Source organism: Arsenicicoccus cauae (genome assembly GCF_043162025.1).
Lineage (GTDB): Bacteria > Actinomycetota > Actinomycetes > Actinomycetales > Dermatophilaceae > Arsenicicoccus > Arsenicicoccus cauae.
Genome location: NZ_CP171001.1, coordinates 2,918,623 through 2,941,153, shown reverse-complemented (window position 1 = coordinate 2,941,153; position 22,531 = coordinate 2,918,623). Strand labels below are relative to the sequence as shown.

The following is a 22,531-nucleotide window of genomic DNA, read 5'->3' as shown; positions in this document are numbered from 1 at the left end:
GTCGATGAGCGTCCACCAGGACCGGTTCGACTTCAGGGCCCCCGTCGTCCCGCTCTCCGAGCTGGGGCGGGTCCACGTCACCAACGTGGGCGGCGCGGGCATGTCGGCCGTGGCCCGGGTGCTGCTCGGCCGGGACGTCGTCGTCAGCGGTTCCGACCCCAAGGACCTGCCCATCCTGGATGCCCTGCGCGAGGCCGGTGCGGACGTGCACGTCGGCGCCCGTCCGGAGTCGGTGGATCAGGTCGACACCGTCGTGGTCTCGTCGGCCACCCGCGAGACCGATCCCGAGCTGGCCCGGGCGCGCGCGCTGGGCAAGCGGGTGCTGCACCGGTCCCAGGCGCTGGCGAGCGCCGCCGACGCCCGTCGGGTGCTGGCCGTCGCCGGCGCCAACGGCAAGACCACGACGACGTCCATGCTCACCGCCCTGCTGCTCGACGCGGGCGCCGACCCGTCGTTCGCCATCGGGGGCGAGCTGGCCGGGCTGGGCACCAACGCGCACGCCGGCCGGGGAGAGGCCTTCGTGATCGAGGCCGACGAGTCGGACGGCTCCTTCCTCGTTTACCACCCCGAGGTCGCGATCGTGACCAACGTGCAGCCCGACCACCTCGACCACTACGGCACCTTCGAGGCCGTGCAGGACGCCTACCTCGCCTTCGCCGGCAGCATCCGTCCCGGCGGCCTGCTGGTGGCCTGCGCGGACGACGCGGGGTCCGCCGCGCTCGCCCGCCGCGCCTGCGCGAGCGGGGTGCGCGTGGTCACCTACGGCACGGGCTCCGCCGCCGACGTGCGGGTGCTCGGTCACGAGGTGGACGGCTTCCGCACCGTGGCCCGTGTCCTGGACGGGGACCACGAGGTGCGTCTGGGGATCGCCATACCGGGCTCGCACAACATCCTCAACGCCACCGCCGCGTATGCCGCGGCCCGCCACGGTCTCGGCCTCGACCCCGACCTGGCCGCCCGGGGGCTGGGCGCCTACACCGGCACCCGCCGGCGGTTCGAGCTCAAGGGGGAGGCAGGCGGGGTCACCCTGGTGGACGACTACGCCCACAACCCGGGCAAGGTCGCGGCCGTCGTGGGCACCGCCGCGTCCCTCGTGCACCGGCCCTCGCGGCTCGTCGTGATCTTCCAGCCCCACCTCTACTCCCGCACGCGCGACTTCGCGGCCGAGCTGGCTGCGGGCCTGCGGGCGGCCGACGTCGTCATCGTGATGGACGTGTACGCCGCGCGGGAGGACCCGGTGACCGGGGTGTCGGGCGCGCTCGTGGCCGATGCGGTGCGCGCGCTGGCGGCGACCGACGGCGGCCCCGCGTGCGAGGTGCACTACGTGCCGGGCTGGTCCGACGCCGCCCCGCTCGCGGCGGACCTCGCACGGCCCGGCGACCTGGTCCTGACGGTCGGCGCCGGCGACGTGACCCAGCTGGGCCCGCGGATCCTCGCGGCGCTGGGGGAGGGCGTCCGGTCGTGAGGTCCCGACGTCCTGGCCGCGGCGAGGGCGGGTCGACCCGGGCGCGGTTCGAGGACCGGGCACGCACCGCCCGGCGGCTGCGCTGGCGCCCGATCCTGCTCGCCGTCCTGGCGGCGGCCCTGGTGGGCGGCCTCGTCTACCTCGTGTGGTTCAGCCCGGTGCTGGCCGTTCGCTCCGTCGTCGTCGAGGGCGTGCAGGGGTCGCAGGCCGAGGCGGTCCGGCGGGCCGCCGACATCCCCCTCGGGGTGCCGCTCGCCCGGGTCGACCTGGCGGGGCCGGGGCAGCGCGTGACGCGATCCCCGCTCTACGCCTCCGTCGACGTGGCCCGGAAGTGGCCGAGCACCGTGCTCGTGCGCGTCGAGCCGCGCCGACCGGTCCTGGCGCTCGACCGCGGCGGCGACGTGCAGCTGGTCGACGCGTCGGGCGTCGCCTACCTCACCGCGCCCGAGGCGCCCAAGGGGGTGCCCGTCGTGACCAGTCAGGGCGCGGCGACCCCGGATGGGCTGACGACCGCCATCTCCGTGCTGTCCGCGCTCCCGCAGGAGCTGCGCTCCACCGTGTCCGCCGTGCGGCTCGAGGGGCCGAGCATGGTGACCTTCCAGGCCGGCAGAACCAAGGTCCTCTGGGGGGACAGCACTGAACCTCAGCTGAAGGTCAAGGTCTTGACCGCGCTGCTGAAGTCGGGTCCCGCCACGGTCAACGTGAGCGCGCCGCACGCACCGGCGACCACCTGACGCGCGGGACGTCGGCAGGAGCGCTCGTCGGCCGGTCCATGCGGGTAGCAACACGCCTGGTCGGAGGTTGCCCCGCGCCTCGGGCAGGACGTACCTTTCTCTCGACGTTCCATAACAGAACCATAACCTTGCACTCAACCTTTAGGGTTAAGGGTTGGTTGCCCCCAGCAGGAGAGGCCCCACCGTGGCAGCACCACAGAACTACCTGGCCGTCATCAAGGTCGTCGGTATCGGCGGCGGCGGTGTCAACGCGATCAACCGCATGATCGACGTCGGCCTCAAGGGGGTCGAGTTCATCGCGATCAACACGGACGCCCAGGCCCTCCTGATGAGCGACGCGGACGTCAAGCTCGACGTGGGGCGCGAGCTGACCCGCGGGCTGGGGGCCGGCGCCGACCCCGAGGTCGGCAAGAAGGCCGCCGAGGACCATGCGCAGGAGATCGAGGAGGTCCTGCAGGGGGCCGACATGGTCTTCGTCACCGCCGGCGAGGGCGGCGGCACCGGCACCGGCGGCGCCCCCGTCGTCGCCAAGATCGCCCGCGGTCTCGGCGCCCTGACCATCGGCGTCGTGACCCGCCCGTTCACTTTCGAGGGCCGCCGTCGCGCCAACCAGGCCGAGTCCGGCATCGGCAACCTTCGTGAGGAGGTCGACACCCTGATCGTCATCCCCAACGACCGGCTGCTGTCGATCAGTGACCGCAACGTCTCGATGCTCGACGCCTTCCGCAGCGCCGACCAGGTGCTGCTGTCCGGTGTGCAGGGCATCACCGACCTCATCACGACGCCGGGCCTGATCAACCTCGACTTCGCCGACGTCAAGTCCGTCATGCAGGGCGCCGGGTCGGCGCTCATGGGTATCGGCTCGGCGCGCGGCGAGGACCGGGCGGTGCAGGCCGCCGAGCTCGCCATCTCCTCCCCGCTGCTGGAGGCCAGCATCGACGGCGCCTACGGCGTCCTGCTGTCCATCCAGGGTGGCTCGGACCTCGGGCTCTTCGAGATCAACGAGGCGGCCCGCCTGGTGCAGGAGGCCGCGCACCCCGAGGCCAACATCATCTTCGGCTCGGTCATCGACGACGCCCTGGGCGACGAGGTCCGCGTGACCGTCATCGCCGCCGGCTTCGACGGCGGGGACCCGCAGCCCCGCCGCGAGGAGCCGCAGCGCCAGGCCCCTCAGTCCCAGCCGCAGCGTCCCGCCCAGCAGCAGCCCCAGCGACCGGTGCAGCAGCCGGTGCAGCAGCGTCCGGCACCGCAGCAGCCCCAACAGCAGCAGCCCCAGCAGGCGCAGCAGCAGGGCCGGCCGCAGCAGCCGGCCCAGGGGCAGGGCCAGCCTCAGCCGGTGCAGCAGCAGGGTCAGCCGCAGCAGCAGGGCACCCCGGGTCAGGTCCGGCCCGCGGAGCAGGAGCAGCAGTCGCAGCAGCGACCGCCGCGACAGGTGACCTTCGACGACGCGGCCGACCTCGACGTCCCGGACTTCCTCAAGTAGGTCCGTCGACCCTGCGGCGCGACGGTCTCCCGATCGCTCGACGAGCCGCCGCCACGTGAGGCCCCCGCCACCGAGGCGGGGGCCTCTCGCGCTACCGCCCCGATCGTGCGCCCTCGTGCCGTTACCCTCGTGGGGTGTTCGCCCACCAGCAGCAGGACGGGTCCGTGTGGCGGGCCTTCACCGATGCCCGCGGCGGCGTCAGCGACGCGCCCTACGCCGGCGGCCGGGGCGCCGCCGGCGGCCTCAACCTCGGGAGCCACGTCGGTGACGACCCCGCCGCCGTGGCCGCCAACCGTCGTCGGGTCGCCGAGGCGGCCGGCGTCGCCCCCGACGCCCTCGTGCTCGTCGACCAGGTGCACGGCGCCGACGTGGTCCAGGTCGACGGGCCGTGCCGCGGGCCGGCCGGCGTGGCCGACGCCATGGTCACGACGCGGACCGGGCTGGCGCTCGCCGTGCTCGTGGCCGACTGCACGCCGGTGCTCCTCGCCGACCCGGAGGCCGGGGTCCTCGGGGCGGCCCACGCAGGGCGCCCCGGGATGCTCGCCGGGGTCGTGCCCGCGACCGTGTCCGCCATGCGCGACCTCGGTGCCCGCGTGATCAGCGCCGTCGTGGGTCCCTCGGTGTGCGGCCGCTGCTACGAGGTGCCGGCCGACATGCAGCAGGCGGCGGGCAGGTTGGTCCCGGAGTGCCTGGCCCGCTCCTGGGGCGGCACGCCCGCCATCGACGTCGCCACCGGTGTCGTCGCTCAGCTCGCCGACCTGGGGGTCGTGGTGACCTGGGTGCCCGGCTGCACCTACGAGGACGACCGCTTCTACTCCTACCGCCGGTCCGGCACCACGGGACGGTTCGGGGGAGTCGTGCTGCGGCGAGAGGTGGCGTGATGGGCGAGGTCCGCACCGCGGCGCTGGCCGAGTCTCTGGCCCGGGTCGAGGAGCGCATCGTCGCGGCCTGCGCCGCGTCGGGCCGGGACCGTGACGACGTCCACCTCGTCGTGGTCACCAAGTTCTTTCCCCTCGAGGACGTGCGGCGGCTGATCGGTCTCGGGGTCACCGAAGTGGGGGAGAACAAGGCGCAGGAGGCCGCCGCCAAGCTCGCCGGGCTCGATGACGACGAGCGCGAGGCTCTCACCGTGCACTTCGTCGGGCAGCTGCAGACCAACAAGGCCCGCCAGGTGGCCTCCTGGGCCGACGTCGTCCACACCGTCGACCGGAGCCGTCTGGTCACCGCTCTCGACCGGGGCGCCGAGCAGGCGGGCCGCGACCTCGACGTGCTGCTGCAGGTGGATCTGGACGACCACGTGGATCTGGCCGACGCCCCACGCTCCGGGCGACCCCGCGCGAGCGGGTCGCGCGGAGGTGCGCCGGCGGACGGCATACCGGCCCTGGCCGACGAGGTCGGGCGAGCGGCGCACCTGCACCTGCGTGGCGTGATGGCCGTCGCCCCCCTGAGCCGGTCCGCCGACGACGCCGGCCCCTCCTCGACCGCGGCGGTCGCCTTCGCCGAGCTGGCCCGGCTGGCCGACCAGGTGCGGTCCGCCCACCCCCGGGCGACCATGGTCTCGGCCGGCATGAGCGGCGACCTCGAGCAGGCGATCGCGCACGGCGCGACACACCTGCGTGTCGGCTCCGCAATCCTCGGACCTCGACCGGCGCCCCGGTAGCGTTCGACGCGACGACGATCGACGACTGAGCAGGAGATGCGCGATGGCTGGGGCGCTGCGCAAGACCATGGTCTACCTCGGGTTGGCCGAGGACGACGAGTACGACACCTACGACCGCCAGGACGCCGTGGCGCGCGAGACGCGACCCGCCGAGGCGCGCACGGCCGAGCCGTCGCGTCGCGAGCCGCACCTGGTCGAGGCCCGCTCCGAGGCCGGGGCCGAGGCCGAAGTCCGAGCGGGAGCGACGTCGGTCCGCGGGGAGCACCGCGCCTCCGTCGCCCACCTGCCCCAGCGCACCCCTGTGGCGCGCGTCGTCCGCGACCCGGAGGTCGGCCCGATGAACCGCATCACGACGATCCACCCCCGCACCTACAACGAGGCCAAGACGATCGGCGAGTCCTTCCGTGAGGGCACCCCGGTCATCATGAACCTCGGCGACATGGCCGACGACGACGCCAAGCGCCTCGTCGACTTCGCGGCCGGCCTGGTCTTCGGGCTCAACGGGGCCATCGAGCGCGTCACGAGCAAGGTCTTCCTGCTCACGCCGCAGCACGTCGAGGTGTCCTCCGAGGAGTCCGAGGCGCCCCAGTCGACCCGCGGCTTCTTCAACCAGAGCTGATCGCACCGCTCGGCCCCAGCCGGGAGACGGCGCAGGTCCCCACGGGAACGCCCAGGGGACCTGCGCCGTTGTGCTGGAAGCAACCCGCACCCGACGACGACCGCCCGGTGACCCGGCCGGTGCAAAGGATCCTTGAGACATGAGCCTGCGTGGCCTGCTGCTGAACCTCCTGTGGCTCTACTGGCTGGTGCTGATGGCCCGGCTCGTCCTCAGCTATGTCGTGATGCTGGCCCGTGACTGGCGACCGCGCGGTGTGGTGCTGGTGCTGGTCGAAGGCGTGTACACCCTGACCGACCCGCCGCTGCGCGCGCTGCGCAAGGTCATCCCCCCGCTGCGGCTGGGAGGCATGGCGCTGGACCTGGCGTTCATGGTGCTGTTCCTCATCGTGATCGTCCTCATGCAGGTCGTGGCCAGGGTGTAGGTTTTCCGACGAATGGACCCGGGACCCCGACGGTTCCGGGCCCGACCGCACGACGAACGAAGAGGTGGACTCATGGCGCTCACGCCTGATGACGTGCTCAAGAAGAGCTTCGGGGCGACCCAGTTCCGACGGGGCTACGACGAGCGCGAGGTCGACGACTTCCTGGACGAGGTGGTCAGCGAGCTGCGCGACCTGATCGCGGAGCGCGACGACTACAAGCGCAAGTACGAAGAGACCGCCCGCGGCAAGGGCCAGACGCCGGTGCCGGCCGCCGGTCGGGCGGCAACCGCCCCGTCCGCCGAGCTGGACAAGCTCCGGGCCGAGGTGGCAGCCGCCAACAAGCGCGCGGACGAGGCGACCCGCAGGTCCGCCACGGACGAGGGGGCCACCAGCGCGGCGGCCCGCACCGAGGTCACCCAGCTGCGCCAGCGTCTGCAGGCCGTCGAGAAGGACCTCGAGTCGACCCGCGCCGAGCTGACCAAGGCGCGCTCCGCGCAGGCGCAGCAGGCCAAGGCCGCCGAGAAGTCGGGCGACGCCGACGAGGCCGCCGGCCTGATCGCCCTGGCCCAGCGGCTGCACGACGAGCACGTCGCCAAGGGCAAGGCGGAGCACGAGCGGCTCCTGACCGAGGCGCGGCAGCAGCGCGAGACGCTGATCGGCGAGGGCACCCGCAAGCGCGACGAGCTCGTCACGACGGCGCAGCGCCGCCACGACGAGCTCATCGCCGAGGGGCAGGAGCGTCACAAGAAGCTCATCGCGGACGGCACCGCCAAGCACGAGACCATGGTGGGCGAGGCGACCCGGCAGCGGGAGGGCATCCTGTCCGACATGGTGGCCGAGAAGGCCACGCTGGAGCAGGCGGTCGCCTCCCTGCAGGCCTACGAGGCCTCCTACCGCGAGAGCATCAAGACCTTCCTCAGGACTCAGCTGCAGGAGGTGGAGCAGGCACGCCTCGCTCCGCCGCAGCACCAGCAGCAGCACTGAGACATCGAGGCATGTCTGTCGTGCAGGGAGCCGACCGGCTACCCTGTGCAGACCTCGCGCGCCGTCGGCGTGTCGAGCCGGTCGACGCCGGGGGGCGTCGACCTCACCACGAGCAAGTGAGGGCATCATGGCTGGCAAGTCCGGAGGGCAGTCGACGACCGCGACCTCGACCAAGGGCAGCGCTGACGACGGCACCTGGTCGACGGCCGAGGTGGCCGAGCTGCGGCAGACCCTGCAGGGTGAGATCGACCGGCTGACGCGCGAGCTCGCCGAGGCGCAGATCGACCTGGTCGACCTGGTGCAGGACACCCAGGACATCGTGGGCGACGACCAGGCCGACGTGGGGTCCAAGGCGATCGAGCGCGAGCACGAGGCCGCGATGGCGGCCAACACTCGTGACGTCCTGGCGCAGTACCAGCACGCGCTCGAGCGGGTCGACGCCGACCTGCACGGCGTGTGCGAGAGCTGCGGAGGGGTCATCCCCAAGCTGAGGGTCCAGGCCTTCCCCCGCGCCACGCTGTGCGTGGCGTGCAAGTCCGCGCAGAAGCGGTGACCTCACCCGTCGACGACGACGCACGCGACGCCGGGGCGACCCGAGCGTCGCGGCGTCGCGTCTGGCCCCTGCTGGTCCTGCTCACGGTCGTGACCTTCGCGGCCGACCAGGCCAGCAAGGTCTGGGCCCTGGACGCCCTCGTGCCGGGGGCTCCACGAGACCTGGTCGGCTCGGTCCTGCGGCTCAACCTCATCTTCAACTCCGGCGCCGCGTTCTCGCTGGGCGCCGGCACGACCTGGCTGCTGACCATCGTCGCCGTTGTCATCGGGGTGCTCGTCGCCTGGCACGCCCGCCGCATCGTCAGCGTCCCGTGGGCCGTCGCCGGCGGGCTGGTGATGGGGGGCCTGCTCGGCAACCTCTACGACCGGCTGTTCCGGCCGCCCTCCTTCGGGCAGGGTCATGTCGTGGACTTCCTCGACTACAGCGGGTTCTTCATCGGCAATGTCGCCGACATCGCGATCGTTTCCGCGGCGATCCTCGTGGCGCTGCTGTCCTTCGTCGGGATCTCCTACGACGGCACCCGGGCCCCCGACCACGCCCCCTCCGAGGAGGACACCCATGCCTGACGTCCGGATGCTCCCCGTCCCCGACGGACTGGAGGGCGAGCGGGTCGACGCCGCCGTCTCCCGGCTCTTCGGGGTCTCCCGCACCAAGGCGGCCGAGCTCGCCGCGGACGGCCACATCCAGCTCGACGGCAGGGGCGCCGGCAAGTCCGACCGGGTCACGGCCGGCGCCTGGCTCGAGGCCACCCTGCCCGACCCCGTGCTCGACGACGCGCCGGCCGTCGTCCCGCGCGAGGTGCCGGGCCTCGCGATCGTGCACGACGACACCGAGATCGTCGTCGTGGACAAGCCCGCTGGCTGCGCGGCCCACCCGAGCGTCGGCTGGGACGGGCCGGACGTCGTGTCCGGGCTCGCCGCCGAGGGCTACCGCATCTCCACCTCCGGCGCGGCCGAGCGCCAGGGCATCGTCCAGCGCCTCGACGTCGGCACCACCGGTCTGATGGTGGTGGCCAAGTCCGAGCGGGCCTACACCGTGCTCAAGCAGGCGTTCCGTGACCGGACCGTCTCCAAGACCTATCACGCGGTGGTGCAGGGACTGCCGGACCCCATGGTGGGCACCATCGAGGCGCCGATCGGGCGGCACCCCAACCACGACTGGAAGTTCGCCGTCCGCCAGGAGGGGCGCCACTCCGTCACGCACTACGAGGTGCTCGAGGCGATGCGGCACGCGTCGCTGCTGGAGATCCACCTCGAGACCGGCCGCACCCACCAGATCCGGGTCCACTTCAGCGCCCTGCGGCACCCCTGCGTCGGCGACCCGCTGTATGGCGCCGACCCCGTTCTCGCGCGGCGGGTCGGGCTCGACCGGCAGTGGCTGCACGCCCGCGAGCTGGGGTTCACCCACCCCGGCAGCGGGGAGTGGGTGACCTACGAGAGCCCCTACCCGGCGGACCTGCAGCGGTCGCTGGACCTGCTCCGCGAGGGGTGACCGAGGCGCCTGGCGGCGACCTGTCGAGGCGCCGGGACGGCATACGGGATGTCCGGGAGGGGTCTGTCGGACCGCGGGCATAGACTGCCGCCGATGTCCTCGCCAGCAGCCTCCAGCAAGTCCTTCGTGCACCTGCACAACCACACCGAGTACTCCATGCTCGACGGTGCCGCCCGCATCGACGACCTCTTCGCCCGGTCCGCCGAGATGGGGATGCCGGCGGTCGCGACCACCGACCACGGCTTCATCTTCGGGGCCTACGAGTTCTGGAAGAAGTCGACCCGGCACGGGGTCAAGCCGATCGTCGGGATCGAGGCCTACCTCACGCCGGGGACGCACCGCACCGACAAGACGCGGGTGAGATTCGGCGACGGCGGTCGCGACGACGTCTCGGGCTCCGGCGCCTACACCCACATGACGATGTGGGCGCGCAACAACGAGGGCATGCACAACCTCTTCCGGCTGTGCTCGCTGGCCAGCCTCGAGGGCTACTACTTCAAGCCGCGCATGGACCGCGAGCTGCTCCAGACCTACGGCAAGGGCCTGATCGCCACCACCGGCTGCCCCTCGGGCGAGGTCCAGACCCGGCTGCGCCTCGGGCAGTACGCCGAGGCCCGCCAGGCGGCCAGCGACTACCGCGACATCTTCGGCGCCGAGAACTTCTTCTGCGAGCTGATGGACCACGGCCTGGACATCGAGCGGCGTGTCCACAAGGACCTGCTGCGCCTGGCCAAGGAGCTCGACCTGCCGCTGGTCGCCACCAACGACCTCCACTACACCGACGCCGCGGACGCCAAGGCCCACGCCGCCCTGCTGTGCGTGCAGTCCGGCTCGACGCTGATGGACCCCAACCGGTTCAAGTTCGACGCCGACGACTTCTACCTCAAGAGCCCCGAGGAGATGCGCCACCTGTGGCGCGAGCTGCCGCAGGCGTGCGACAACACCCTGCTCATCGCCGACATGTGCGACATCTCCTTCAGCGAGGGCGAGGGGCAGTACATGCCCCGCTTCCCCTGCCCCGAGGGCGAGGACGAGACCAGCTGGTTCGTCAAGGAGGTCGAGCGCGGCCTGCACGCCCGCTTCCCCGAGGGCATCCCGGACTACGCCCGCAAGCAGGCGGCCTTCGAGACCGAGGTCATCATCGGCAAGGGCTACCCCGGCTACTTCCTCGTCGTCGCCGACTTCATCAACTGGGCCAAGGAGAACGGCATCCGGGTGGGCCCGGGCCGTGGCTCCGGTGCCGGCTCGATGTGCGCCTATGCCATGCGCATCACCGACCTGGACCCCGTGCCGCACGGTCTGATCTTCGAGCGCTTCCTCAACCCCGAGCGCCAGTCCATGCCCGACTTCGACGTCGACTTCGACGAGCGCCGCCGCGGCGAGGTCATCAAGTACGTCACGGACAAGTACGGCGAGGAGCGCGTCGCCCAGATCGTCACCTACGGCACGATCAAGGCCAAGCAGGCCGTCAAGGACGCCGGACGCGTGCTCGGCCACCCCTTCGCCGTCGGCGAGAAGCTGACCAAGGCCATGCCGCCGGACGTCATGGGCAAGGGCATCCCGCTGTCGGGGATCTTCGACCCCGCGCACAAGCGGTATGCCGAGGCCGCGGACTTCCGCGCGATGCACGACTCCGACCCCGTGGCCCAGGAGGTCGTCGCCACCGCGCGCGGCCTCGAGGGGCTGAAGCGCCAGTGGGGCGTGCACGCCGCCGGCGTCATCATGTCCAGCGAGCCGCTGATCGACCTCATCCCGATCATGCGCCGCGAGGCCGACGGGCAGATCATCACGCAGTTCGACTACCCGAGCTGCGAGACGCTCGGCCTGGTCAAGATGGACTTCCTCGGCCTGCGCAACCTGACGATCCTCGACGACGCCATCAAGAACGTCGAGATGAACCGCGGGGAGACCATCGACCTGGACGCCCTGTCCAAGGACATGACCGACCCGGCGACCTATGACCTGCTGGCCCGCGGCGACACCCTCGGCGTCTTCCAGCTCGACGGCGGCGGCATGCGCTCGCTGCTGCGGCTGATGCAGCCGGACAACTTCGAGGACATCTCCGCGGCCCTCGCGCTCTACCGCCCCGGCCCCATGGGCGCCAACGCGCACACCAACTTCGCGCTGCGCAAGAACGGCAAGCAGGAGGTGGACTACATCCACCCCGAGCTGACCGAGGCGCTCGAGCCGATCCTGTCCATGACCTACGGCCTGATCATCTATCAGGAGCAGGTCATGGAGATCGCGCAGAAGCTCGCGGGCTACACCCTTGGCAACGCCGACCTGCTGCGTCGCGCCATGGGCAAGAAGAAGAAGGAGGTGCTGGACGCCGAGTACGCCAACTTCGAGAAGGGCATGCTCGACAACGGCTACTCCAAGGATGCCGTCGAGAAGCTCTGGAGCATCCTGCTGCCCTTCTCGGACTATGCCTTCAACAAGGCCCACACCGCGGCGTACGGCGTCGTGTCCTACTGGACGGGCTACCTCAAGGCCAACTACCGCGCCGAGTACATGGCCGCGCTGCTCACGAGCGTGCGCGACGACAAGGACAAGTCCGCGCTCTACCTCAACGAGTGCCGCCACATGGGCATCAAGGTGCTCCCGCCCGACGTCAATGACTCGATCGGCTTCTTCGCCGCCGTCGGCGAGGACATCCGCTTCGGCCTGGAGGCGGTCCGCAACGTCGGCGCCAACGTCGTCGTCGAGATCATCAAGGCCCGCGAGGACAAGGGCGACTTCACCTCCTTCAAGGACTTCCTGCACAAGGTCCCCGCCGTCGTGTGCAACAAGCGCACCATCGAGTCCCTGGTCAAGGCCGGCGCGTTCGACTCCCTCGGGGAGTCCCGCCGCGGCCTCGCCGAGGTGCACGAGCCGTATGTCGAGGCACTGGTGGACGTCAAGCGCCGCGAGGCGGCCGGCCAGGACTCGTTGTTCGCGGCGTTCGCGATGGCGGACGACGACGACGCCGGTGGCGCCGACGCGTTCGCCGGCATGCCGCCGGTCCCGACGCACTCGTGGGACAAGCAGGTCACGCTGCAGTACGAGCGCGAGATGCTCGGGCTCTACGTCTCCGACCACCCGCTCTTCGGGATCGAGCACATCCTGCACCAGGCGGCGGACACGTCCATCGCGTCGCTCAACGCCGAGGACGGCAAGCCCGACGGGGCGACCGTGACGATCGCGGGCCTGATCACCGGGCTGCAGCTGAAGCGCACCAAGAAGGGCGACCTGTGGGCCATCGCCACGGTCGAGGACCTCGACGGCGCGGTGGAGTGCCTGTTCTTCCCCTCCACCTACATGACCGTCGCGACGATGCTGTCCCCGGACACCGTCGTGGTCGTGCGCGGCCGGGTCAACAAGCGCGACGAGACGACCTCCGTCTATGCCCAGGACCTCACGCTGCCCGACCTGCACGAGGGGCCACGTGGACCGGTCGTGCTCAACCTGCCGATGACGCGGGCGACGAACGGCATGGCCGAGGCGCTCAAGGACGTCCTGCTCAACCACCCCGGCACCACGGAGGTTCACGTCAAGCTCACCCAGCCGGGCCGGTCCGTGCTGATGCGGCTGGAGGACAACTTCCGGGTGGACGCGACGTCGGCGCTGTTCGGCGACCTCAAGGCCCTGCTCGGCCCGGCCTGCCTGACGGGCTGAGCCGGTGCGCATCAAGATTGTCCGCGCACCAGGGTGTCCGTCCGGTCAGTCGTCGCGCAGCAGCACCCAGTGCCGCAGGTCGTCGTGCGACCCGTCGTCGCGGGCGCAGGATTCCGGCTCGCGGCGGCGCCCGTGTCATAGGGTCGCGGGACGGTCGTCCACCGCAGGCTCTCGGGGTCGGTGCACTGCTCGACGATCGCCGGGACGTCGCCCTCGGTGTGGGCCCGCAGCAGCACCACGCCGTCGGTCAGCTCGGTCACGGTCATGCCCCGTTCCTATCGGCTACCGTGCGCAGGTGACCACTGCCTCCCCCGAGCCCCCCGTCGCGCGTCGCGTCGAGACCATCCGCGAGCACCACGGCGATCGCGTGGTCGACCACTACGAGTGGTTGCGCGACAAGACGTCCCCCGAGGTGCTCGCCCACCTCGAGGCGGAGAACGCCTACACCGAGGCGATGACCGCCCACCTCGCGCCGCTGACCGAGCAGGTCTACGACGAGATCCGCACCCGCACTCAGGAGACGGACCTCAGCGTCCCCTCGGCCTACCGCGGCTGGTGGTACTACTCGCGCATCACCGCCGGGGAGCAGTACGGCCGCGAGTGCCGGGTGCCGGTGCGGCCCGGCGAGCAGCCGCCCGCGCTCACCGACGGCGCCCCGCCCGTGGGGGAGCAGGTCCTGCTCGACGCCGAGGCGCTCGCGGCGGATGCGGACTTCTTCGCCGTCGGGTCCAGCGAGATCAGCCACGACGGCACCTGCTACGCCTACGCCGTCGACACGGCCGGCGACGAGATCTACGACCTGGTCGTCACGCGGGTGGGCGATGACCCCACCCGCACCGGCCCGGTGGGCGAGGTGATTGACGACGCGGTCCGCAAGGTGGGCTACGGCCTGGCCTTCTCCCGCGACGGGAGGCACATCTTCTACTCCCGCAACGACGACGCGTGGCGTCAGTTCCAGGTCTGGCGGCACGAGATCGGCACTCCCGCGGAGCAGGACGTGCTCGTCCACGAGGAGACCGACGAGCGCTTCTGGGTGGGTGTCGGGTCCAGCCGCGACGACGCGTGGATCATCATCGCGGCCGGCTCCAAGGACACCTCGGAGACCTGGCTGCTACCGGCCGACGACCCCTGCGGCGAGCCACGCTGCGTGGCGCCGCGCCGCGAGGGCGTCGAGTACGACGCCGAGCCCGCCGGCGACCGGCTGCTGATCACCCACAACGCCACCCACGAGGACTTCGAGCTGGCCCAGGCTCCCCTGGGCAGCACCTCGGCGGACGACTGGCAGAGCCTGTATGCCGCTGCGCCGGGCGAGCGCGTCGTGGGGGTCGACGCGTTCGAGGCGCACGTGGTCGTCTCGTTGCGACGTGACGGCCTGACCGCGCTCGCCGTCATGGACCGGACCGGCGACCCGGTCGGGCCGGACGGCAGCGGGTTCGGGCCGATGCGGCCGATCGGCCTGGACGAGGAGCTCGGCACCATCGGCGTGGGCGACACCCCGGACTACGGATCGCACGTGCTGCGGATCGGCTTCACGTCGCTGGTGACGCCGCGCAGCGTCTACGACGTGGACCTCGTCACCGGCGATCGCACCCTGCTGCGGCAGACGCCCGTGCTCGGCGGGGTCGACCTCGATGACTACGTCCAGCACCGGGAGTGGGCGACGGCGGCCGACGGCACGCGCATCCCGATCTCGGTGGTGCACCGCAAGGACGTGGTCGCCGACGGCACGGCCCCCGGTCTGATCTACGGCTACGGGTCCTACGAGGCGAGCATGGACCCGTGGTTCTCGGTGGCGAGACTGTCGCTGCTGGACCGTGGCTTCGTGTGGGCGCTGGCGCACGTGCGCGGCGGCGGCGAGATGGGCCGCCAGTGGTATCTCCAGGGTCGGAGGCTGCACAAGCGCAACACCTTCACGGACTTCATGGCGTGCGCCGAGCACCTCGTCGACACCGGCTGGGTGGCGCCGGATCGGCTGGTCGCCGAGGGCGGTTCGGCGGGCGGGCTGCTTATGGGGGCGGTCGCCAACCTCGCCCCCGAGCGGTTCCGGGCGATCCACGCGCAGGTGCCGTTCGTCGACGCGCTGACGACGATCCTGGACCCGAGCCTGCCGCTGACCGTGGGGGAGTGGGAGGAGTGGGGCAACCCCCTCGCCGACCCCGAGGTCTACGCCTACATGAAGGGCTACTCGCCCTACGACAACGTCGCGGCGCGCCCCTACCCGGCGATCCTGGCGACGACCTCGCTCAACGACAGCCGCGTCTACTACGTCGAGCCCGCGAAGTGGGTGGCGCGGCTGCGCGAGCGCGCCACCGACGACCTGGCGACGCGGCCCATCCTGCTCAAGACCGAGATGGTGGCCGGGCACGGCGGCGTCAGCGGCCGTTACCACGCCTGGCGCCAGGCGGCCTTCGAGTACGCGTGGCTCATCGACCAGGCGGGAGCGTCGGCATGACGGAGCGGATCACCAAGGACACGCAGCTGTGCATGTCGCTGTCGGCGCGACCGTCCAACATCGGCACGCGATTTCACAACTACCTCTATCGCGAGCTGGGGCTGGACTACGTCTACAAGGCGTTCACGACCTCGGACATCACGGCGGCGATCGGTGGCGTGCGCGCCCTCGGGATCCGCGGCTGCGCGATCTCGATGCCGTGGAAGGAGGACGTCATACCTCTGGTCGACCAGATGACCGAGTCCGCGGCGGCGATCGAGTCGGTCAACACGATCGTCAACGACGACGGCCGCCTCGTCGCCTACAACACCGACTACCTCGCCATCCGCAACCTCCTTGCGTCCCACGGGGTCTCGCCGTCGGACGACTTCGCCGTCCTCGGCTCCGGCGGTATGGCGAAGGCCGCGGTCGCCGCCCTGACCGACGCGGGCTTCACCAACGGCCATGTCGTGGCGCGGAACTCGCGGACCGGACCCGCCCTCGCCGCGAAGTACGGCCACCGGTGGGCGGACTCACTGGGTGACCTGCGACCGGCCTTGATCCTCAACGCGACTCCCGTCGGTATGGCGGGCGGGCCCCAGGCCGAGGAGCTGCCGGTGCCACGGCCCGCCGTGGAGGCAGCGCGGACGGTGTTCGACGTGGTGGCCTTCCCCGCCGAGACCCCGCTGATCCGCCTTGCGCGTGAGCTGGACCGGCAGGTCATCACCGGAGCCGAGGTGATCGCGCTGCAGGCGGCCGAGCAGTTCGTGCTCTACACCGGGGTGCGCCCGAGCGACGAGCAGGTCGCCCGGGCGTCCGCCTACTCACGCGAGACCGTCTAGTCGACACGACTCAGCAGGGGGGTTCGTCGGGGGTGCGGACCAGCTCGGCGGTCGACCGAGCGTCGTCGGCGGTGACCTCGACGTGGTCTGTCCGACCGCTCGCAGCTCGTCCGGGGGCACGCCGTCATCGTGCCTCGACGTCCGAGCGGGAGCCGGGTCAAGAAACGTGCCCGGAACCCCCCGCTCCCTAGCCGCGTCTCAGGTTTAAGTGATATCAAAAAGATGTCACACGACGAACCCCCAGGGGGAGACCATGAGCACGCAGCAGACGCACGACGAGACCATCGACCCGCAGGCCGCGCCGCCCTCGGCCCGGCCTGTCGGTCACCAGGGCACGCGCGTCGACGTCAGCGAGCGACCGGCCTTCGCGGTCGACGGTTTCCTGGCGCTGGCCCTGTCGCTGCTGCTGTTCGTCGGCGGCGTCTGGCTGATCGTCAGCGGCGCCCTCGCGGCCAACGAGACGGGCCAGCCGCCCATCGGTCGCTTCGTCGGCGGCGCCGTCGTCATCCTCCTCGCCGCCGTCGTGGCCAGCGCCGTCGTCATCATCCAGCCCGGCCAGACCAAGGTCATCCAGTTCTTCGGACGGTATGTCGGGACGGCTCGCCGCACGGGCCTGACGATGGTGATGCCGTTCACCTCCAAGCGCGGAGTCTCCGTGCGCGTCAACAACTTCGAGACCAACGTCCTCAAGGTCAACGACGCCGACGGCAACCCGGTCGAGATCGCCGCCATCGTCGTCTGGCAGGTCGCCGACACGGCCCGCGCGAGCTTCTCGGTCGAGCACTACGAGAACTTCGTGCGCGCCCAGTCCGAGTCGGCGCTGCGGCACGTGGCGATCTCCCACCCCTACGACAGCGACCTCGAGGACGTCGAGTCGCTGCGCGGGTCCACCGACGTCGTGTCCGGCGAGCTGGCCCGCGAGGTCGCCGAGCGGGTCGTGGTCGCCGGCGTCGAGGTCGTCGAGGTGCGCATCTCCCACCTCGCCTACGCCCCCGAGATCGCCCAGGCGATGCTGCAGCGCCAGCAGGCGTCGGCCATCGTCGCGGCCCGGTCCCGGATCGTCGAGGGTGCCGTCGGGATGGTCGACATGGCCCTGGCCCGGCTCGAGGAGCAGGACATCGTGGCCCTCGACGACGAGCGCAAGGCTGCCATGGTGTCAAACCTGCTCGTGGTCCTGTGCGGCGAGTCCAAGGCCACCCCGATCGTCAACACGGGATCGCTCTACCAGTGACCCCTCCCCGGGAGCGTCGCGGCGGGGCCGAGCGCAGGCAGGTGCTGCTGCGCCTCGATCCCGCCGTCCACGACGCCCTCACCCGCTGGGCGGGTGACGAGCTGCGCAGCGTCAACGCCCAGGTCGAGGTGGTCCTGCGCGACGCCCTCAAGAGATCGGGCCGTATGCCGAAGGACGCGGGGCCGCTGCCTCGGCGCGGGCGTCCCCCTGCCGGCGACAACCGGAAGGACGACGTCCGCAACCCCTCGTAGCGTGGCGAGCATGATCGTCGACGGCGAGGTCGAGCCGTGCATCAACGGCGGCACGGTGGCGCTGGGGGCCTACTTCGGTGTGCCGGTCGACGGCGTGGTCGAGCGTCTGCTGGGCGAGCAGCTGGCTGACGGCGGGTGGAACTGCGGGGCCGAGCGTGGGTCGGTGCGGTCGTCATACCACTCGACGATCTGCGTGCTGGACGGACTCGCGGTGTATGAGCGCGCCACCGGCGCGCTGGACGTGAGCGACGCCCTGCGGTGGGGCGAGGACTACCTGCTGGGGCGGCGCCTGTTCCGGCGGTTGTCGACCGGGGAGGTGGTCGACCCGTCCTTCCTGCTGTTCTCGTTCCCGGCGCAGTGGCACTACGACGTGCTGTGGGGGCTGGACCACCTCCGCGGGCGTCAATACCATTACGACGTGGCGGGCGACGCACACTTCGAGAAGTCGACCCAGAGGTATATTCATACTCCCCACAAATATCATATTCGATTCAACGGGAAGGGTCAGCCGAACTTCCGCTCACCCACCACTCCCATGGGCTGGTTTGACCTGGCACGCGTCCGAATCCATTTACACTACCGGAGGTAGCTAATGATTACGTCGGCGAGTCCCGGTAACCTGGGCGATTGGAGACTCAACTACGATGAGATCGAGGTGCCTTTCCATCCCATCCCTCTTGACTTAAAGAACGACTACGCCACGGACACCGTCCTATACGATGGTGAGTCCTTTGAGATCATACTCACTTCTCCACGTGGAGTAGACGGCCCCACACGAATCAAGCTTGTGTGGATCGGCGCGAAAGTTCATAAGTTGTCCATAGAGTGTCTTTCCTACGGGCATAATCTGCGCTTCTTCGCCGCCTTATTGACAAGAGAAAACGCAGATAGTCTCTCCTTCACGGTTCTCTTAGAGGCCTCCGAAATCGATCTCACCGCCTCGCGACTTTCGGTTTTTCTGGAATAGGGCTCCGATATGTATCGGGCTATCGAAAGGGTGCCCGTACGGCCGGGCGGATGCGCCCGGGGCGGGCTGGAGAAATGGCTAGTGTGGACTGTGTTCGAGAGCTGACGCACAGCGTCCAAGTCGGCAATCAGAGCAGCCGCTACCCTGGCCGCTCCGGTCCAGTCGTGCAGTCCTATTGCCCGGGATAATGCATGGAATCCCGTGTCATAACGACTGCCTGGCGTCTCGCAGGGCACACTGGGTCGCATGACCACGATCGACTGGGAGAGTTCGGGCTGGGGGCTGCGCATCAGCTCGGTCGACGAGCTCATGCGCCTCGTCTCTCGGCTGACACTGACCCGCGTTCTGGGCGAACGGATCGTCTGGCGTGGGGTGCGGTGCGCGTCCTGGCGGATCGAGTCGTCCCTGCAGCGCGCCATCCGCACCGATCCGGATTACTACGAGGCGGCACGCCACGAACGCGGGCCCGACCTGCTGCGACAGGCTGAGCGCTCCTTGATCACGCTGGCCAGGGACTGGGGCATCGGAGCCAACAACGGCGCCTTCCACACCGACCTTCAGGTCCTGGCCACCCTGCAGCACCACGGCGTCCCGACCCGCCTCTTGGATGTGACCACCGACCCGGTGACTGCGCTGTGGTTCGCCTGCGCCTTCCCACCGTCGAGGGGCGAAGATGAGAGCGAGGACGCCGCCCTGTTCGCGTTCGCCACAGCAGGAGAGGAAGAGCTCACCATGACCGTCCCGGAAGGGACCGTTAGCGAGCTCGACGATGGGTTGGCATGGTCCCTGAACCAGGCGCTGAGCGCTGGTGCCTCGCGTCCGGTCCTGGTCCGGCCCGCGTTTCCTGACGCGCGGATGCTCGCCCAGTCCGGGCGGTTCCTCATCGGACAGCCCGCCTCGCAGGCACCGGAGGGGGCCGCGGACGATGAGCGCTGCGTGAACCCGATCCCCGGCCTGCGCGCCGTTACCTACGACCAGGTCGAGGCGTCGTCAAGCGGACCGAGTTTGAGGGCGCTGCTGGAGCACGAGAAACCGAGCGAGCCAGTGCACATCCCGTTCGCCGCCGTGGTCATCCCCCGAGCGCTCGTCCGCGAGGTCTGCGAGGTGGTCCTGGACCAGTACGACAAGACCTACCGGGCGCTGCTGCCCGACCCCGCCGGCCTGGCCGATGCCGTGCGTCAGCAGGCTGTCCGCCTGCCGCAGTGGGCCCCCCGGCACGGGCCTACGGTCTCTGACGGCTTCATGAAGAAGCTTGATGACCGGGTCGATGAACAGATGCGTGCCATCGGCCCGCTGTAGGAGACCACGTCCGTGCACCCTCATCTCCCGTCCACTCGCAACCCCGACCGCCCCCCCGTCTCGGACCCGGGCCGAGTGGTCGAAGAGCTAGCAGCCGGCGAGCCCCTGTCGGCCGAGGAAGCCGCATACGTCGCGGCCGCTCGGGCCCAGAACACGATGCGTGTGTACGCCTCGGACTGGCGAGAGTTCACCGCGTGGTGCGCCCAGCACGACCGTGCCCCGTTGCCGGCGGCCGCCTCGACCGTGACGGCATACCTGTCAGACCTGGCCGCCGCAGGAGCCAAGGTCGGCACTATGTCCCGCCGACTGTCAGCGCTGAAGTTCGTCCACGCCGGCCGCGGCCTTCCCGACCCGACCTCGAACGCCCGCGTCATGACGGTGTGGGAAGGCATCCGGCGCACCCACGCCGCTCCCCCGGACCAAGCCCGCCCATTGATGCCACCCGAGCTGTTCGACATCCTCGAGGCCTGCCCGGTCACCAAGACCTGGAAGACCAAAGGCCGCCCACCCGAGCCGGACCTGGCCGGTGCCCGCGACCGAGCGCTCCTACTCGTCGGGTTCGTCGGCGCACTACGCCGCAGCGAACTCGCGGGCCTGCGGGTCCGTGACGTGGGCGCGCACGCCAACGGGCTGGTCCTGACCCTCCCCCGCTCCAAGACCAACCAGACTGGCGACCGGCCGGAGCTCGTGGTCCTCCCCCGCGCCTCCAGGACCGACCGGTGCCCCGTCACCGCACTCGAAGCGTGGCTGACCCTCGCGGGGGTCACCGACCCGTCGTGGCGGCGCCCGGCCGGACCCGCGCGCCGCGGAGGCGATCGAGGTGCTGCGGTCGAAGCGCCAGTCCGACGGGCGATGGCTGCTGGAGGACACCCACCCCGGGGCTGGTGCACCTCGAGATGGAGTACGGCGACGGCCGCCCCAGCCGGTGGAACACCCTGCGCGCCCTGCGAGTGCTGCGGTGGGCTGACGCAGGCTCGCGTGAGGACCGAGGCCTGCACGTATGACGCGCTGCTGCCGGCCGACCCGCCAGCGGGCGGACGTCATACGGGCTCATGCCGGGGGAGGGGTGAGTCTAGGGTGGCCGCATGAGTGCCACGCCATCCCTCATCGCCCTGCTCGAAGGCCCTAGCGACGTCGCCGCCGTGCGAGCGATCATGCGCCGCAACGAGATCGGCGGCGACCACGTCGAGCTGCGCAACCTGCAGGGAGTGACCAACGTCGGGCGTGTGCTCCCCGAGATCCGGCAGCTCCAGCCCGACGCCGACGTGGTGGGGATGTGCGACGCGGCCGAGGTGAGGTTCGTCGAGCGGGCGCTCGTCGCCGACGGCTGCCCGGTCAGCGACGCGAGCGACCTGCCGGCGTACGGCTTCTTCGTGTGCGAGGCGGACCTGGAGGACGAGCTGATCCGCGCCCTCGGGACGAGTCGCGCCGTCGAGGCGATCCAGAGCGCGGGGCTCGGCGGCAAGCTCGAGGCGCTGCAGATCCAGCCGGCGTGGGCCGACCGTCCGCTGGCCGAGCAGCTCCATCGCTTCTGCGGCGTCGCGTCCGGGCGTAAGGAGCAGGTCGCCGGGGTGCTCGCCGCCGAGCTGTCGCGCGACGAGCTGCCCGAGCCGCTCTCGATGCTCGTGGACAGGATCGCCTGGAGCGCCTGACCTCAGTCGGTGCGGCGGCCGTAGTCGCCGATGCGGCCACGCGCGACCAGCTCGAGCATGGTCACGACGGCGAGCGCCTGCACGAGCAGCAGCGCCGCCAGGACGACGAGCTGGACGGCGGCGGCCTCGAGCGGCGTCGCCCCACCGAGCAGCGTCCCGACGAACGCCCCGGGCAGCGTCACGAGACCCACGGTGCGGGTCTGGTCCATGCCGGGGACGAGCGCGAGGGCGGCGTCCTCCCGGGCGACGAGCAGGGCCGCGTCGCGGTCGACGAGGCCGATCGACTGGCCGGCCTCGAACTCCCCGTGCCGGGTCGCCAGCGCGTCGAGGGTGCGCTTGCCGGCCAGCGTGGTGGCCGTCATGGCGTTGCCGATCAGGATGCCGAGGATCGGGACCAGGGCCACGGGCCGCAGGGGGATCACGCCGGAGACGGCGAGCGCGAGCCCGACCGGGACGGCGCCGAGGCACACCGGCAGCGCCGCCCACCAGGTCCCGCGGCCGGGCAGCACCCGTCGGCCGGCGGTCACGGACGCCACGCCCAGCATGAGCGCGACGAAGCCCAGGGTGAGCCACCAGCTCTCGAGCACCGCGGCGATGAGCAGGCCCACGACGGCGAGCTGGACCGTTGCCCGGCCCGCAGCGGTGAGGGTCGCGCCCGAGTGACCCAGGCCGCCCCACCGGTGGACGCCCGCGGCCGCGAGCGCGAGCAGCGCGACGACGAGGACGAGGCGGACGACGTCGGCGGTGCTCCCGACCGAGACGAGCGAGGAGCCGGAGCCCGTTGCAGGACCCAT

General features: G+C 71.0%; 22 protein-coding genes. 20 read left to right on the top strand and 2 right to left on the bottom strand.

Features of this window, described 5'->3' with window-relative positions:
• Window positions 1-4: 4 nt before the first annotated feature.
• The 12 genes from murC to dnaE all read left to right on the top strand — a co-directional run bounded on the left by murC (window position 5) and on the right by dnaE (window position 13,064).
• Window positions 5-1,465, top strand: coding sequence for a UDP-N-acetylmuramate--L-alanine ligase (murC, locus tag ACF3NS_RS13775; protein WP_392466716.1), 1,461 nt, complete (start codon window positions 5-7; stop codon window positions 1,463-1,465).
• The gene (locus ACF3NS_RS13770) at window positions 1,462-2,199 is read left to right on the top strand and encodes a cell division protein FtsQ/DivIB (protein ID WP_392466715.1); all 738 of its coding nucleotides are present in this window, start codon (window positions 1,462-1,464) and stop codon (window positions 2,197-2,199) included. Before murC ends, ACF3NS_RS13770 begins: the two co-directional genes overlap by 4 nt.
• A 184-nt stretch (window positions 2,200-2,383) precedes the next feature.
• Entirely contained in the window at window positions 2,384-3,682 is a 1,299-nt protein-coding gene (gene ftsZ, locus ACF3NS_RS13765; RefSeq protein WP_392466714.1) for a cell division protein FtsZ, read from the top strand.
• 134 nt (window positions 3,683-3,816) lie between these two features.
• On the top strand, window positions 3,817-4,563 hold the full coding sequence (gene pgeF / locus ACF3NS_RS13760; protein ID WP_392466712.1) for a peptidoglycan editing factor PgeF: 747 nt from the start codon (window positions 3,817-3,819) through the stop codon (window positions 4,561-4,563).
• Complete coding sequence (locus ACF3NS_RS13755) at window positions 4,563-5,342, top strand: YggS family pyridoxal phosphate-dependent enzyme (protein WP_392466710.1); 780 nt, start codon at window positions 4,563-4,565, stop codon at window positions 5,340-5,342. The genes pgeF and ACF3NS_RS13755 overlap by 1 nt, the downstream gene beginning before the upstream one ends.
• 43 nt (window positions 5,343-5,385) lie before the next feature.
• Window positions 5,386-5,961 carry a cell division protein SepF gene (locus ACF3NS_RS13750; protein ID WP_392466707.1) on the top strand — a complete coding sequence of 192 codons (576 nt, stop codon included), beginning with the start codon at window positions 5,386-5,388 and terminating at the stop codon, window positions 5,959-5,961.
• 139 nt (window positions 5,962-6,100) lie between these two features.
• The gene (locus ACF3NS_RS13745) at window positions 6,101-6,382 is read left to right on the top strand and encodes a YggT family protein (RefSeq protein ID WP_392466705.1); all 282 of its coding nucleotides are present in this window, start codon (window positions 6,101-6,103) and stop codon (window positions 6,380-6,382) included.
• A 72-nt stretch (window positions 6,383-6,454) separates the two neighbouring features.
• Window positions 6,455-7,366, top strand: coding sequence for a DivIVA domain-containing protein (locus ACF3NS_RS13740; RefSeq protein WP_392466703.1), 912 nt, complete (start codon window positions 6,455-6,457; stop codon window positions 7,364-7,366).
• A gap of 127 nt (window positions 7,367-7,493) precedes the next feature.
• The gene (locus ACF3NS_RS13735; protein ID WP_392466701.1) at window positions 7,494-7,919 is read left to right on the top strand and encodes a TraR/DksA family transcriptional regulator; all 426 of its coding nucleotides are present in this window, start codon (window positions 7,494-7,496) and stop codon (window positions 7,917-7,919) included.
• A complete protein-coding gene (locus ACF3NS_RS13730) occupies window positions 7,916-8,485 on the top strand; it encodes a signal peptidase II (protein WP_392466699.1) in 570 nt (189 codons plus the stop codon). Before ACF3NS_RS13735 ends, ACF3NS_RS13730 begins: the two co-directional genes overlap by 4 nt.
• The gene (locus ACF3NS_RS13725) at window positions 8,478-9,410 is read left to right on the top strand and encodes an RluA family pseudouridine synthase (protein ID WP_392466697.1); all 933 of its coding nucleotides are present in this window, start codon (window positions 8,478-8,480) and stop codon (window positions 9,408-9,410) included. The genes ACF3NS_RS13730 and ACF3NS_RS13725 overlap by 8 nt, the downstream gene beginning before the upstream one ends.
• 93 nt (window positions 9,411-9,503) lie before the next feature.
• On the top strand, window positions 9,504-13,064 hold the full coding sequence (gene dnaE, locus ACF3NS_RS13720) for a DNA polymerase III subunit alpha (RefSeq protein ID WP_392466695.1): 3,561 nt from the start codon (window positions 9,504-9,506) through the stop codon (window positions 13,062-13,064).
• Window positions 13,065-13,075: 11 nt separating this feature from the next.
• On the opposite strand, the gene ACF3NS_RS13715 is transcribed toward dnaE, so the two are convergent.
• A complete protein-coding gene (locus tag ACF3NS_RS13715) occupies window positions 13,076-13,330 on the bottom strand; it encodes a hypothetical protein (protein ID WP_392466693.1) in 255 nt (84 codons plus the stop codon).
• Between the two features lie 29 nt (window positions 13,331-13,359).
• On the opposite strand from ACF3NS_RS13715, the gene ACF3NS_RS13710 reads away from it, so the two are divergent.
• The 8 genes from ACF3NS_RS13710 (at window position 13,360) to ACF3NS_RS13675 (ending at window position 21,737) form a co-directional block, all read left to right on the top strand.
• Window positions 13,360-15,516: a S9 family peptidase gene (locus ACF3NS_RS13710; RefSeq protein WP_392466691.1), complete on the top strand. Its 2,157-nt coding sequence runs from the start codon at window positions 13,360-13,362 to the stop codon at window positions 15,514-15,516.
• Window positions 15,513-16,337 carry a shikimate 5-dehydrogenase gene (locus ACF3NS_RS13705; RefSeq protein WP_392466689.1) on the top strand — a complete coding sequence of 275 codons (825 nt, stop codon included), beginning with the start codon at window positions 15,513-15,515 and terminating at the stop codon, window positions 16,335-16,337. The genes ACF3NS_RS13710 and ACF3NS_RS13705 overlap by 4 nt, the downstream gene beginning before the upstream one ends.
• Window positions 16,338-16,590: 253 nt before the next feature.
• Window positions 16,591-17,568 carry an SPFH domain-containing protein gene (locus ACF3NS_RS13700; protein WP_288797712.1) on the top strand — a complete coding sequence of 326 codons (978 nt, stop codon included), beginning with the start codon at window positions 16,591-16,593 and terminating at the stop codon, window positions 17,566-17,568.
• Window positions 17,565-17,819, top strand: a complete 255-nt coding sequence (locus tag ACF3NS_RS13695) for a hypothetical protein (protein WP_239264848.1) — start codon at window positions 17,565-17,567, stop codon at window positions 17,817-17,819. The genes ACF3NS_RS13700 and ACF3NS_RS13695 overlap by 4 nt, the downstream gene beginning before the upstream one ends.
• Before the next feature lie 10 nt (window positions 17,820-17,829).
• Window positions 17,830-18,408, top strand: a complete 579-nt coding sequence (locus ACF3NS_RS13690) for a hypothetical protein (RefSeq protein WP_392466685.1) — start codon at window positions 17,830-17,832, stop codon at window positions 18,406-18,408.
• A 624-nt stretch (window positions 18,409-19,032) separates the two neighbouring features.
• The gene (locus ACF3NS_RS13685; RefSeq protein ID WP_392466682.1) at window positions 19,033-20,085 is read left to right on the top strand and encodes an FRG domain-containing protein; all 1,053 of its coding nucleotides are present in this window, start codon (window positions 19,033-19,035) and stop codon (window positions 20,083-20,085) included.
• 12 nt (window positions 20,086-20,097) lie between these two features.
• Complete coding sequence (locus ACF3NS_RS13680) at window positions 20,098-21,174, top strand: site-specific integrase (RefSeq protein WP_392466679.1); 1,077 nt, start codon at window positions 20,098-20,100, stop codon at window positions 21,172-21,174.
• The gene (locus ACF3NS_RS13675; protein WP_392466676.1) at window positions 21,171-21,737 is read left to right on the top strand and encodes a hypothetical protein; all 567 of its coding nucleotides are present in this window, start codon (window positions 21,171-21,173) and stop codon (window positions 21,735-21,737) included. The genes ACF3NS_RS13680 and ACF3NS_RS13675 overlap by 4 nt, the downstream gene beginning before the upstream one ends.
• 2 nt (window positions 21,738-21,739) lie before the next feature.
• Here the strand turns inward: ACF3NS_RS13675 and ACF3NS_RS13670 are convergent, their stop codons facing one another.
• The gene (locus ACF3NS_RS13670; protein ID WP_286960513.1) at window positions 21,740-22,531 is read right to left on the bottom strand and encodes an ABC transporter permease; all 792 of its coding nucleotides are present in this window, start codon (window positions 22,529-22,531) and stop codon (window positions 21,740-21,742) included.

Bases quoted from the DNA above. Each gene is read 5' to 3' on its own strand.
- dnaE (WP_392466695.1), top strand. From the start codon at position 9,504: ATGTCCTCGCCAGCAGCCTCCAGCAAGTCCTTCGTGCACCTGCACAAC.
- ACF3NS_RS13740 (WP_392466703.1), top strand. From the start codon at position 6,455: ATGGCGCTCACGCCTGATGACGTGCTCAAGAAGAGCTTCGGGGCGACC.
- ACF3NS_RS13700 (WP_288797712.1), top strand. From the start codon at position 16,591: ATGAGCACGCAGCAGACGCACGACGAGACCATCGACCCGCAGGCCGCG.
- ACF3NS_RS13670 (WP_286960513.1), bottom strand. From the start codon at position 22,531: ATGGGTCCTGCAACGGGCTCCGGCTCCTCGCTCGTCTCGGTCGGGAGC.
- ACF3NS_RS13725 (WP_392466697.1), top strand. From the start codon at position 8,478: ATGCCTGACGTCCGGATGCTCCCCGTCCCCGACGGACTGGAGGGCGAG.
- ACF3NS_RS13755 (WP_392466710.1), top strand. From the start codon at position 4,563: ATGGGCGAGGTCCGCACCGCGGCGCTGGCCGAGTCTCTGGCCCGGGTC.
- ACF3NS_RS13750 (WP_392466707.1), top strand. From the start codon at position 5,386: ATGGCTGGGGCGCTGCGCAAGACCATGGTCTACCTCGGGTTGGCCGAG.
- ACF3NS_RS13715 (WP_392466693.1), bottom strand. From the start codon at position 13,330: ATGACCGTGACCGAGCTGACCGACGGCGTGGTGCTGCTGCGGGCCCAC.
- ACF3NS_RS13675 (WP_392466676.1), top strand. From the start codon at position 21,171: ATGAGTGCCACGCCATCCCTCATCGCCCTGCTCGAAGGCCCTAGCGAC.
- ACF3NS_RS13705 (WP_392466689.1), top strand. From the start codon at position 15,513: ATGACGGAGCGGATCACCAAGGACACGCAGCTGTGCATGTCGCTGTCG.
- ACF3NS_RS13745 (WP_392466705.1), top strand. From the start codon at position 6,101: ATGAGCCTGCGTGGCCTGCTGCTGAACCTCCTGTGGCTCTACTGGCTG.
- ACF3NS_RS13690 (WP_392466685.1), top strand. From the start codon at position 17,830: ATGATCGTCGACGGCGAGGTCGAGCCGTGCATCAACGGCGGCACGGTG.
- ACF3NS_RS13685 (WP_392466682.1), top strand. From the start codon at position 19,033: ATGACCACGATCGACTGGGAGAGTTCGGGCTGGGGGCTGCGCATCAGC.
- ACF3NS_RS13735 (WP_392466701.1), top strand. From the start codon at position 7,494: ATGGCTGGCAAGTCCGGAGGGCAGTCGACGACCGCGACCTCGACCAAG.
- murC (WP_392466716.1), top strand. From the start codon at position 5: ATGAGCGTCCACCAGGACCGGTTCGACTTCAGGGCCCCCGTCGTCCCG.